We start from the raw sequence: 12,103 nt of genomic DNA on the forward strand, positions 1-12,103 counted from the left end.
TTCAAATCAAGAACTCGTAGTACTAAAATATTCTGTACTGATTTATTCAAAAAAAAAAAATAAACATGGATATTGCTACTACTTCCCATCTGCTTCATAGGGATTACTTCACTCATCTTTAAGCTCGTTTAAAGTTGAGTGAATGTAAAAGCATCCATATCCATTTATCTTTTTTAATAAGTTTTAACTAATTCAAAATATTATGAAATCAAATGATATAGTGCTAATCCCAACACACCCTCTTGTGTGGTAATTCCTATTTTATTATCCTATTTTTTTCATAGCCGTCATTGATTCTCTCAACCACGCTCCTACATCTTCAATTGGATGCTGACGAACAGTACTGTTTACCGCAATCAGCACTGCATTTTCAACACCGTTAGATTTTGAAAAAGGTTTTCCAATAACATTTGTTTCAATTTTTTTCATGAAATCAGCCAGTAACGGTTTACACGCATGATCAAATAAATAACAACCGTATTCTGCCGTGTCCGAAATGATTCTGTTCATTTCATATAATTTTTTTCTTGCCACAGTATTTGCAATTAAAGGCAATTCATGCAAAGATTCGTAGTACGCCGATTCTTCAATAATTCCTGATTGTGTCATCGTTTCGAAAGCTAATTCTACACCCGCTTTTACCATGGCAATCATCAAAACACCATTGTCAAAATATTCTTGTTCTGAAATATGTGCTGCTGTTGGCGCTGTTTTTTCAAAATTCGTTTCTGCAGTTGCAGCTCTCCAAGTCAATAAATTGATATCATCATTAGCCCAGTCAATCATCATATTTTTTGAAAATTCACCAGAAATAATATCATCCATGTGCTTTTGAAACAATGGGCGCATGATGTCTTTCAATTCATCTGCCAATTCATACGCTTCAATTTTTGCAGGATTTGACAAACGATCCATCATGTTTGTAATTCCACCGTGTTTCAAAGCTTCCGTTACTGTTTCCCAACCGTATTGAATTAGTTTAGAAGCATACGCAGGCTCGATTCCTTTTTCAACCATTTTGTCGAAACATAAGATAGAACCCGTTTGTAACATTCCGCAAAGAATGGTTTGTTCTCCCATTAAATCCGATTTTACTTCGGCAACAAATGAAGAGTTTAAAACTCCTGCTTTGTGACCACCAGTAGCAACTGCATACGCCTTTGCTTGTTCAAATCCTTCTCCGTTTGGATTATTTTCTGGGTGAACCGCAATCAAAGTTGGTACACCAAAACCTCTTTTATATTCTTCACGTACTTCAGATCCCGGACATTTTGGAGCACACATAATTACAGTGATGTCTTTACGAATTTGCATTCCTTCCTCTACGATATTGAAACCATGAGAATAGGCTAAAGTAGATCCGTTTTTCATCAAAGGCATAATCGCCGTTACTACAGCAGTATGTTGCTTGTCTGGTGTAAGGTTACAAACCAAATCAGCCGTTGGGATTAATTCTTCATACGTTCCCACTTTGAATCCATTATCAGAAGCATTTTTAAACGAAGCTCTTTTTTCCGAAATTGCATCGGCACGCAATGCATAAGAAATATCTAAACCAGAATCTCTCATGTTCAAACCTTGGTTCAAACCTTGTGCTCCACACCCTACAATGACTACTTTTTTTCCTGCTAAAGCTTTAATTCCGTCTACAAATTCAGATTGATCCATGAATTCGCATACGCCTAATTGTTCTAATTGTAATCTAAGTGGTAATGAATTGAAATAATTTGCCATTTTTTATTATTTAATGATTGTAAAATTTAATAATTGATAGGTTTAATAATTGAAAATTAAACGAATTACTGTTTAAGTTCTTCTAATAATGTTGAAATTTCCATTTTTGCTTTGGAAACTGATATTCTTCCGGAACGTACAAATTGCATGATTCCAAAAGGTTTTAATTTTTCGTATAACGATTCTATTTCAGCACGTTGTCCTGATTTTGAAATCACAAAAAAGTCTCTCGCAACCGTAACTATTTCGGAGTGGCTTTCTTTAATTATATTCTGAATTTGTTTTTCATCAAAAAGTAAGCTCGATTCAATTTTGAATAGTGCATTTTCCAAGAAAATAGTTTCTTCATCAATATGATAAAATGCTTTGATGACTTCGATTTGTTTTTCGATTTGTCCTACTATATTTTGCACCCATTTTTCGGTTGTATTCACTACAATGATAAATCTGGAAACATTTTCAATTTCAGATTCGGATACATTTAAACTCAAAATATTGATGTGGCGTTTCAAGAATATTCCAGATATTCTGTTTAATAAGCCAACGTTGTTTTCTGAATAAACAGAAATGGTGAATGTTTTATTTTCCATAATATTAACTTAATCGGATATCAGAAACCGATGCTCCTGTTGGAATCATTGGGAATACGTTATTTTCTTTTTCTACCATAACTTCAAGGAAATACGATTCTTTTGAAGCCATCATTTCGGCAACAGCCGCATCTAAATCTTCTCTTTTGGTTACTTTTTTCGCTTTGATATAATAGCCTTCGGCAATGGCTATAAAATTAGGATTGATCATTTCCGTAGAAGCATATCTTTTGTCAAAAAACAATTGTTGCCACTGACGTACCATTCCTAAAAATTCATTGTTTAGCACCACAATTTTCACAGGAACTTTGGTTTGAAAAATAGTTCCTAATTCCTGAATGGTCATTTGAAAACCTCCATCACCAATAATAGCCACGACTTCACGATCCGGCATTCCCATTTTGGCTCCAATCGCAGCAGGCAATGCAAATCCCATCGTTCCTAAACCACCGGAAGTCACATTACTTTTTGTCGAATTAAATTTGGCGTAGCGACAAGCAAACATTTGGTGTTGTCCCACATCCGAAACCATAATGGCGTCTCCTTTAGAATGTTTGTTAATCATTTCAATAGTTTCTCCCATAGAAATTCCTTCTTTCTTTGGTTTTAACTCGTCATTGATTACCGCTTCTAATTCAATTTTGTATTTCTCTTTGAATTCATTATGCCAAGATTCATGAGTGTTGTTTTCGATTAAAGGAATCAAAGCTGTTAAAGATTCTTTTAAATCAGCCAAAACCGCCACAGTAGTTTTTACATTCTTGTCTATTTCAGCAGGATCAATTTCAAGGTGAATTACTTTGGCTTGTTTCGCATACGTGGCTAAATTTCCTGTAACACGGTCGTCAAAACGCATTCCAAGTGCAATTAAAACATCACATTCATTAGTCAAAACATTAGGACCGTAATTTCCATGCATTCCTACCATTCCTACATTCAATGGATGATCTGTAGGCATTGCTGAAAGTCCTAAAATGGTCCAAGCAGCCGGAATTCCTGATTTTTCCACCAACGCTTTTAACTCGGCCTCCGCTTCGCTAAGAATAATTCCTTGACCAAAAATAATGTACGGTTTTTTGGCATTATTGATTAATTCCGCCGCTTCTGCCACTTTTTCAAGATTTAAAGTTGGCTTCGGATTGTAACTTCTAATACTGGTACATTTTTTATAACTGAATTCAATTTCGTCAAACTGAGCATTTTTTGTAATGTCAATTAATACTGGACCTGGCCGACCAGATTTAGCAATATAAAATGCTTTTGCAATGATTTCAGGAATTTCTGAAGCTTCCGTAATTTGGTAATTCCATTTGGTTACCGGAGTCGAAATTCCAATGATATCGGTTTCTTGAAATGCATCAGATCCCAATAAATGTTTCCCTACTTGTCCCGTGATACAAACCATAGGAGTCGAATCGATTTGCGCATCTGCAATTCCAGTAACTAAATTTGTTGCTCCCGGACCCGAAGTTGCAATCGCAACTCCCACTTTTCCTGTTGCTCTTGCAAATCCCTGAGCCGCATGAGTTGCGCCTTGTTCGTGACGTACTAAAACATGTTGCAATTGATCTTGAAATTTATATAATTCGTCATAAACTGGCATTATAGCTCCACCAGGATAACCATAAACCAAGTCTACTCCTTCTTCTAATAAGCATCTAATAACGGCTTCGGCGCCGGATATTTTATTATTTTTCATTTTTTATTTTTTTTTAGCAACTGCCTTTTTAAAAATTCAATGGCAATAGCAATTTCAATATCAATGGCAATTTCAAAATTCAATGGTAATAACAATCAAAATGTTTTTTTTTGATATTGAATTTTGAAATTGCTATTGCTTTTTATTTATCTGTTACACATCCTGTAGATGCACTTGAAACAGATCTGGCATATTTTAACAAAACTCCTTTTGTCGCTTTCAAAGCTGGTTGAACCCAATTGGCTTTTCTTTTGGCAAATTCAGCGTCAGATATTTTTAGATTGATAGTGTTTTTCACCGCATCAATAGTAATCAAATCACCATTTTCAACTAGAGCAATACCACCACCATCATAAGCTTCCGGTGTTATGTGACCTACCACAAATCCATGTGAACCTCCAGAGAACCTACCATCTGTAATCAGGGCAACGCTACTTCCTAATCCGGCTCCAATAATAGCTGATGTAGGTTTTAGCATTTCAGGCATCCCAGGACCGCCTTTTGGCCCACAATATCGGATGACGACTACATCCCCTGGTTTTACCATTCCAGCTTGAATACCTGGAATTACATCGAACTCACTTTCAAAAACAACAGCGGTTCCTTCAAAATATTCTCCTTCTTTACCGCTTATTTTTGCTACAGCTCCTTCTGAAGCAAGGTTTCCATATAATATTTGAATATTTCCTGTTGGTTTTAATGCTTTTTGGATTTCATAAATTACGTCTTGTCCATTATTCAAATCAGGAACCGAAGCTAAATTTTCGGCAACTGTTTTTCCAGTTACGGTTAAACAGTCTCCATGAATAAATCCTTCTTTTAACAAATATTTCATTACTGCAGGAACACCTCCAACATCATGTAAATCCTCCATCATGTATTTACCACTCGGTTTTAAATCAGCAAGTACAGGCGTTTTATCACTTATTGCTTGAAAATCTTCCAAAGTAATTTCGACATCAACAGAATGTGCCATTGCAATTAAGTGCATTACTGCATTTGTAGAACCTCCTAAAACGGCTACCAGTGTAATCGCATTCTCGAAAGCTTTACGAGTCATAATATCTCTTGGCTTAATATCTTTTTCTAATAGTATCCTGATTGCTTTTCCAGCCTCAAGACATTCTTGTCTTTTTTCCTTGCTCAAAGCGGGATACGAGGAACTGTACGGTAAACTCATCCCCAGTGCTTCGATAGCTGATGACATGGTATTTGCGGTGTACATACCGCCACAAGCACCAGCACCTGGGCATGCATTTTGAATAACTCCTTTAAAATCTTCATCTGAAATAGTATTTTGGAATTTTTTTCCTAATGCTTCAAAAGCAGACACAATATTCAAAGATTCCCCTTTCCATTTTCCAGAGTGAATTGACCCTCCATATACCATAATGGCTGGGCGATTTACTCTGCCCATAGCGATTAAGGCTCCTGGCATATTTTTATCACAACCTGGAATTGCAATCAAACTATCATACCATTGTGCTCCCATTACTGTCTCGATAGAATCCGCAATTACATCACGAGATACTAAAGAAAAACGCATACCATCTGTACCATTCGAAATACCGTCACTGACACCAATTGTATTAAAAATCAAACCGACTAAATCAGCATTCCAAACCCCTTGTTTAACATCTTTTGCAAGATCATTTAAGTGCATGTTACACGTATTTCCTTCGTAACCCATGCTTACGATTCCTACCTGTGCTTTTTTTAAATCCTCTTCAGTTAAACCAATTCCGTAAAGCATCGCTTGTGCTGCCGGTTGCGTTTGATCTTGAGTAATAGTCTTGCTGTATTTATTTAATTCCATTATATGATTGTTTCTGTATTTTAAATTTATTCCAAAAAAAAACCTCCCAAAATAATTGGGAGGTTTTAAATATTTTTTCAATTATATTTATACCATTCCCTCTGCATATGTGATAATCACATTGACATTAATGACAGAAGTTATAATAATTGAAATTCTCATGTTTTCTTTTTAGATGTGGCAAAAGTATAAAAACTAATACTACTAAAAAAACAAAATCTCAACATTTCAAACACTTCTTGTGATTAATTTCATAACTTTAACAAAATATCTTAAACAATAGTCGATTGTCCTATATAGACATTGTCACTTTTAAAATATAGATCGTCTTTACTTAAAATGTAATTTGAAATAAAGTCTCCCACTTCATTTGTTCCAAATTTTGAATACGGATTCAAATCTGCCGTGACGACATTCAATTCAATTGCTTTTTGTACTGCTTCGTATACTTTTTGCGATTCGATATGAAGACCAAAATGTTCCAAAAGCATCGCCGCCGATACTATTGAAGCAATAGGATTAGCGATATTTTTTCTTTTTGCTTCCGGATAGGAACCGTGAATAGGTTCAAAAAGAGCATTTGAATTTCCTAAAGATGCTGATGGTAATAATCCTATTGAACCCGTAATTACACTTGCTTCATCAGATAAAATATCGCCAAATAAATTTTCAGTCAAAATGACATCAAATTGTTTTGGATTAATGATTATTTGCATCGCAGCATTATCAACAAAAAGAAAATCTAAGGTTACATCAGGATATCCTTCTCCAATTTCTTTCACTACTTTTCTCCATAATCGTGACGTTTCAAGAATACTGGCTTTGTCAACCAAAGTCACCTTTTTTTGTCTTTTTTGAGCAGTTCTAAAAGCTAAATGACTGATTCGAATAATCTCTTCTTCGGAATATTCACATAAATCAGAAGCTAAAGTTCCTTGTTCGTTGATCTTTTTCTCACTAAAATAAGATCCTCCCGAAATTTCTCTGAAGATTATAAAATCAACGCCTTCAATTATTTTTCTTTTTAAAGGAGATAAATCCAATAAGTCATTATAGGGTTTTATAGGTCTTATATTCGCATACAATCCTAATGCTTGTCTCAATTTTAATAATCCTTGTATAGGACGTAATCTTGAATCTGAATTGGTATCGTATTTTGAATCATCAATAGCTCCAAACAATATAGCATCAGTGTTCAAACAAAGATTCAATGTTTGTTCCGGCAAAGGATTTCCTGTTTTTTCAATAGCAACAGCACCAATAAGAGCGTCTTCAAAAACAAACTCATGATCGAAAACCACACCAATTGCATACAACGCTTTTTTTGCTTGTAAGATTACCTCCGGACCTATTCCGTCTCCTGAAAGTACTGCTATTTTTAAGTTCATAATAGTAAGATTTAGATTTTAATAGAAATCAAAATATTTTAGTTAAGGATTAATTCCTTATTCATTTTACAGGCTTCAATTATTTGATGAATATCGTCATCGAGAACTTCTTTTTTAATGTCGGCAAACTTCAAAAACTCCACATAAACAACATCTAATTGCACTTTTGTAAGTTCGTACCCTACTTTTTTGGCTCTGTAAGCCAATGCTGCTCTTCCACTTCTGGCGGTAAGAACTATAGAGGATTCATTGACACCTACTTCTAAAGGATCCATGATTTCATAAGTTGCTCTGTTTTTTATCACACCATCTTGATGAATTCCGGAGCTGTGCGCAAAAGCATTTGCACCAACAATCGCTTTATTGGGTTGCACCATCATTCCCATACTTTCAGAAACCAATCGGCTCATTTCATTCAGCTGACGTGTATTGATATTGGTATCCAAATTCAAATACGGATGTTGTTTGAAAATCATCACCACTTCTTCCAGAGCTGTATTTCCGGCTCTTTCGCCTATTCCGTTTATGGTACATTCAATTTGTCTGGCTCCATTTACCGCTCCTGCTATTGAATTAGCTGTTGCCATTCCTAAATCATTATGACAATGACAAGACAAGATTACGTTTTCAATCCCTTTGACGTTTTCTTTTAAATACTTAATTTTTGCACCATATTCTTCCGGCAAACAATAACCCGTTGTATCCGGAATATTAAGTACGGTAGCACCTGATTTTATTACTTCTTCACAGACTCGAGCCAAGAATTCATTATCCGTTCTACCAGCGTCTTCAGCATAAAATTCCACATCTTCTACATACGATTTAGCATGTGAAACGGCAAATTTTGCTCTGGCAATAATATCTTCTCTGGTTGTATTTAGTTTATGTATTATGTGCGAATCTGAAGTTCCTATTCCAGTATGTATACGAGGTCTTTTTGCATGTTTTAAAGCTTCTGCAGCAACATCAATATCATTTTTAACCGCTCTTGTTAATCCGCAGACAACTGCATTTTTAACAACCTTGCTTATTTCTGAAACAGATAAAAAATCACCTGGACTAGACACAGGAAAACCAGCTTCAATAATGTCAACACCCATTTCGTCCAGTCGATTTGCTATAACGAGTTTTTGATTGGTATCTAATTTACATCCTGGGACCTGTTCGCCATCTCTTAAGGTGGTATCAAAAATTTGAACTTTCTCTCTATTCATTTTCATTTATTTAATGTAATTTCACAACTTGATAACAAAAATATCTTTCATTACTTTAATATAAAACTCAATTTAATGAAATATACTGCTTATAAAACAAACAATAACTTTGTAATCTACTGAAAAACAACACATTAAGCTACTATATTTTACAATGGCTAACCATCAAAAAGATTTCTTATTTGTATTAATAAAATCCCTTTCAAAATCTGAAAAAAGACAATTCAAGATTTTTGCAAGCCGATTGGAAACCAGTTCCAATACAAAATTCATCGAATTATTCAATATTTTAGACAAATCAGAAGTCTATGATGAGAAACTGATTCTGAAAAGCGGCATCATTAAAAAAGTGCAATTATCGAATCTTAAATCGTATTTGTACAAACAAATTTTAGTGAGCATTCGATTGAATATTCCCAGCCAGAACATTCGGTATCAGCTTAGAGAACAAATTGATTTTGCTGCCATATTGTACAATAAAGGATTATACAAGCAGAGTTTAAAAATCTTGGATAAAACAAAGATTTTAGCCTTGGAGAATGACGAAAAACTCATGGCCTATGAAATTGTAGAATTCGAAAAACTTATTGAATCACAATACATAACACGAAGTATTCAAGGACGCGCTGATGAGTTAGTTATTCAGGCCAAAGAATTAAATTACCGCAATACCATTTCCAGTAAATTATCTAATTTGTCCCTGCAGTTATATGGTATTATGCTTAAAACCGGTTATGTAAAAAGTGACGAAGAATATAAATACATAGACGACTATTTCAATAAACATATTTCTAAATTTGATGAGAAAAAGTTTGGTTTCAGAGAGAAATATTGGTTTTATAATGCCAATCTCTGGCGAAGTTTCTTAGTGCAGGATTTTCTTTCCTGCTATAAATACGCTTTAAAATGGGTGACACTTTTTTATGACAACCCAAATATGATTTATTTAAATCCTGTATTTTTCCTAAAAGGAAACCATTATTTATTGGAATCCCTATTTATGCTTAAATACAAATCAAAATTCAAAAGATATTTATTGCTTTTGGAGGACACTATAAAAGATCCTCGTTTCCCGGTGAATGACAATATAGCATCATTATCATTCCTGTATTTGTATAACAATAAGTTGAATTATCATATTCTGGAAGGTACGTTTGCCGAAAGCGAATACTTAATTCCTGAAATAGTAAACAAATTAAAAATTCATACGGACCATCTTGACGAACATCACGAAATGTTGTTTTACTATAAATTTGCTTCTATTTATTTTGGGAACGAAAAATATGCGGAATGTATATTCTATTTAGAAAAAATCATAAATAACAAAAATCTTTCCATGCGAGAAGATTTGATGTGTTTTGCCAGAATACTGTGTTTGATTGCCCATTATGAATTAGGTAAAGATTATTATCTGGAAAATCAGTTAAAAAACACTTATAAATTCCTGATCAAAATGAATGATTTACATGAAGTGCAAAAAGAAATCATTCGGTTTTTGAAAAACCTAAACTCCATTTATCCAACAGATATCAAAAAGGAATTTGTGAAAATGAGAGCACGATTTATCGAATTGGAAAAAAACACCTACGAAAAAAGGGCATTCCTTTATCTGGATATTATTTCTTGGCTCGAAAGCAAAATAGAGAACCGAAAAATCAGTGACATTATTAAAGAAAAAGCCAAATTGATTAATCGATAAGACTTTGTATAAAAAAGGAGGCTAATAGCCTCCTTTTTTGTAACTTATAATTCTTTTCTTCCAAGCAGCTTCTTTAGTCGAATTTTGAACCAAATCCAGTAAAAGAGATTTCAATATCTCCACACTTTCCGGTTTACTTTTTAGAATAACTGTTAGATGTATTGACCTAATTAATTTAAAAATAGTTGTGTTAAGTGATTTTGATACAATTTAAGATCATTTTCAACATCTGCATTTTTTTCAATATCATGAAAATGAATACTTTGTAACGGTTTCATGCCTGTAAAAGCATTCATTCGATGAAAACCAAATAACGGTCCTTCATCCACACTGTGCTGATTAAAAAATTCTCCAGGTAAAGTAAAAGCTTCTTTTGGTGCATTCCAAGAGGTGGTTAACATATATTTTTTGCCGTGAAGCATTCCTCCTGTTCCATAATTAATGGTTGGATTTTCTGCGGAACGCCCGTCACTTTTGTAAATCCCTTTGGCGTGACCTTCAGTAAAAACCACATCAATGTATTTTTTAAATCCGTGTGGCAATTGAAACCACCATATTGGCGTGTGGTAAATGATCACATCAGCCCAAACAAATTTTTCAACTTCAGCAACAGGATTGTAATCGTCATTGATATTCGTTGTTTTTATTTCAAAAGCTGTATTATTTTTGAAAAAATTCAAGGTTTCATTCGAAATAGTTTCATTAAATCGTCCTCCAGAATGGCCAAACTTTTGTCCGCCATTGATTATAAATATTTTTGTCATGATTTGTATTTTTAATTTGATGGTGCAAAGTTAGAACGAGAAAATCTATTATTAAAATAACTTAATTCATACCTTTGTATCATAATTATAATAGTTATGATCAATTTAGAATGGTATCGTACGTTTAAAGCGGTTTACAAAACTGGTACATTAACTAGTGCAGCTGAAGTATTATTTATTTCACAACCTGGTGTGAGTCTGCATTTGAGTTCATTGGAAAATTATGTGGGTTATAAATTATTTGACCGGACAGGAAGAAAAATGGTTCCCACCGAAAAAGGAAAAGTGCTCTACAATTTCATCATTGAAGCATTAACCAAACTGGAAGAAGCTGAAAAAAATTTTCAAAGAAGCACCGAAAAAAATACGCCAACTATAAGTGTAGGAATGTGTTTTGAAACTTTCCAAATTACACTGGAACAGTATATTTCAACCTTGCCATTTAATGTTATCATTCAATTTGGTGAATATCCGGAAATGGTCGAAAGTTTAGAAAAAGGGATTCTTGATTTAATCATCACACCACAAATGGTGATTAAAAACGCCATTGAATATCAGGCATTTTCATCAGAAACTATTGTACTTGTTGGCGGAAGCGAAATTGACGATTTGGAATTCAATTTGATAGAAAAAAAGGAAAGCATAGAAGAAATCGAACTTTGGTTAAAACAACAAAAATGGTATGGAACTACCGGGGATATGGAACATTTACGTCGTTTTTGGCAATTAAATTTCAATAAACATCCTGATTTCAGACCTAATTATATTGTTCCAAATCTAAATTCAATAATCCGTTGTTTGAGCAGTGGCAAGGGATTGGCTGTGGTTCCTGATTTTCTTTGCCGAAAAGAAATTGACAATGGTGCGATTAAAATGATTTGGGAAGGGAAAACGCCACTAAAAAACACGCTCTATTTCGCTACCAGAAAAAAAACAATATATCTCGAAGAAATAGCTTTGATTAAGAAAATATTTTTGGAATTAAACTAAAACACTACGTTTAAAAAATATTCATTACTTTTAAAGAATACTTAAAAATTAAAATAATGAACGGATTTTTTAAAACAATACTAGCAGGTTACGGAGCCAAAAAATTAGGCGGAGGTTGCATTGGGACAATTATATTATTTATAATTATCTATTGGATATTAGGTTATTTTTAGAATTAAAACTCTAAAAATAACCTAATTATAATTTCT

9 protein-coding genes are annotated in these 12,103 nt (G+C 33.8%); 2 read left to right on the forward strand and 7 right to left on the reverse strand.

Features of this window, described 5'->3' with window-relative positions; genetic code table 11:
- Positions 1 to 264: 264 nt before the first annotated feature.
- From ilvC to ACNQGX_RS00755, 6 genes are all read right to left on the reverse strand, one after another.
- On the reverse strand, positions 265 to 1,734 hold the full coding sequence (ilvC, locus tag ACNQGX_RS00730) for a ketol-acid reductoisomerase (RefSeq protein WP_417973114.1): 1,470 nt from the start codon (positions 1,732 to 1,734) through the stop codon (positions 265 to 267).
- A 65-nt stretch (positions 1,735 to 1,799) separates the two neighbouring features.
- Positions 1,800 to 2,324: an acetolactate synthase small subunit gene (gene ilvN, locus ACNQGX_RS00735; RefSeq protein ID WP_099715558.1), complete on the reverse strand. Its 525-nt coding sequence runs from the start codon at positions 2,322 to 2,324 to the stop codon at positions 1,800 to 1,802.
- A 4-nt stretch (positions 2,325 to 2,328) separates the two neighbouring features.
- Positions 2,329 to 4,023 (reverse strand): biosynthetic-type acetolactate synthase large subunit, encoded by a 1,695-nt coding sequence (gene ilvB, locus ACNQGX_RS00740; RefSeq protein ID WP_417973116.1) that lies wholly within the window; start codon positions 4,021 to 4,023, stop codon positions 2,329 to 2,331.
- 142 nt (positions 4,024 to 4,165) lie between these two features.
- Positions 4,166 to 5,839: a dihydroxy-acid dehydratase gene (gene ilvD / locus ACNQGX_RS00745; protein WP_417973118.1), complete on the reverse strand. Its 1,674-nt coding sequence runs from the start codon at positions 5,837 to 5,839 to the stop codon at positions 4,166 to 4,168.
- A 272-nt stretch (positions 5,840 to 6,111) separates the two neighbouring features.
- Positions 6,112 to 7,227, reverse strand: coding sequence for a 3-isopropylmalate dehydrogenase (gene leuB / locus ACNQGX_RS00750; RefSeq protein ID WP_417973120.1), 1,116 nt, complete (start codon positions 7,225 to 7,227; stop codon positions 6,112 to 6,114).
- Between the two features lie 38 nt (positions 7,228 to 7,265).
- Positions 7,266 to 8,441, reverse strand: coding sequence for a 2-isopropylmalate synthase (locus ACNQGX_RS00755; protein ID WP_099716341.1), 1,176 nt, complete (start codon positions 8,439 to 8,441; stop codon positions 7,266 to 7,268).
- 154 nt (positions 8,442 to 8,595) lie between these two features.
- Between ACNQGX_RS00755 and ACNQGX_RS00760 the strand changes: the two genes are divergently transcribed.
- On the forward strand, positions 8,596 to 10,140 hold the full coding sequence (locus ACNQGX_RS00760; protein WP_417973122.1) for a hypothetical protein: 1,545 nt from the start codon (positions 8,596 to 8,598) through the stop codon (positions 10,138 to 10,140).
- A 170-nt stretch (positions 10,141 to 10,310) separates the two neighbouring features.
- Here ACNQGX_RS00760 and ACNQGX_RS00765 read toward each other — a convergent pair whose 3' ends face one another.
- Positions 10,311 to 10,904 carry an NAD(P)H-dependent oxidoreductase gene (locus tag ACNQGX_RS00765; protein ID WP_417973124.1) on the reverse strand — a complete coding sequence of 198 codons (594 nt, stop codon included), beginning with the start codon at positions 10,902 to 10,904 and terminating at the stop codon, positions 10,311 to 10,313.
- A gap of 96 nt (positions 10,905 to 11,000) precedes the next feature.
- On the opposite strand from ACNQGX_RS00765, the gene ACNQGX_RS00770 reads away from it, so the two are divergent.
- A complete protein-coding gene (locus ACNQGX_RS00770) occupies positions 11,001 to 11,894 on the forward strand; it encodes a LysR family transcriptional regulator (RefSeq protein ID WP_417973126.1) in 894 nt (297 codons plus the stop codon).
- Positions 11,895 to 12,103: the final 209 nt, after the last annotated feature.

Origin of the sequence: Flavobacterium glycogeni (genome assembly GCF_048286775.1) — a bacterium.
Classification (GTDB): domain Bacteria; phylum Bacteroidota; class Bacteroidia; order Flavobacteriales; family Flavobacteriaceae; genus Flavobacterium.

Excerpts from the sequence above, each read along its gene's own strand:
- ilvN (WP_099715558.1), bottom strand. The coding sequence starts at position 2,324 with ATGGAAAATAAAACATTCACCATTTCTGTTTATTCAGAAAACAACGTT.
- ACNQGX_RS00765 (WP_417973124.1), bottom strand. The coding sequence starts at position 10,904 with ATGACAAAAATATTTATAATCAATGGCGGACAAAAGTTTGGCCATTCT.
- ilvC (WP_417973114.1), bottom strand. The coding sequence starts at position 1,734 with ATGGCAAATTATTTCAATTCATTACCACTTAGATTACAATTAGAACAA.
- ACNQGX_RS00770 (WP_417973126.1), top strand. The coding sequence starts at position 11,001 with ATGATCAATTTAGAATGGTATCGTACGTTTAAAGCGGTTTACAAAACT.
- ilvD (WP_417973118.1), bottom strand. The coding sequence starts at position 5,839 with ATGGAATTAAATAAATACAGCAAGACTATTACTCAAGATCAAACGCAA.
- ACNQGX_RS00760 (WP_417973122.1), top strand. The coding sequence starts at position 8,596 with ATGGCTAACCATCAAAAAGATTTCTTATTTGTATTAATAAAATCCCTT.
- ACNQGX_RS00755 (WP_099716341.1), bottom strand. The coding sequence starts at position 8,441 with ATGAATAGAGAGAAAGTTCAAATTTTTGATACCACCTTAAGAGATGGC.
- leuB (WP_417973120.1), bottom strand. The coding sequence starts at position 7,227 with ATGAACTTAAAAATAGCAGTACTTTCAGGAGACGGAATAGGTCCGGAG.
- ilvB (WP_417973116.1), bottom strand. The coding sequence starts at position 4,023 with ATGAAAAATAATAAAATATCCGGCGCCGAAGCCGTTATTAGATGCTTA.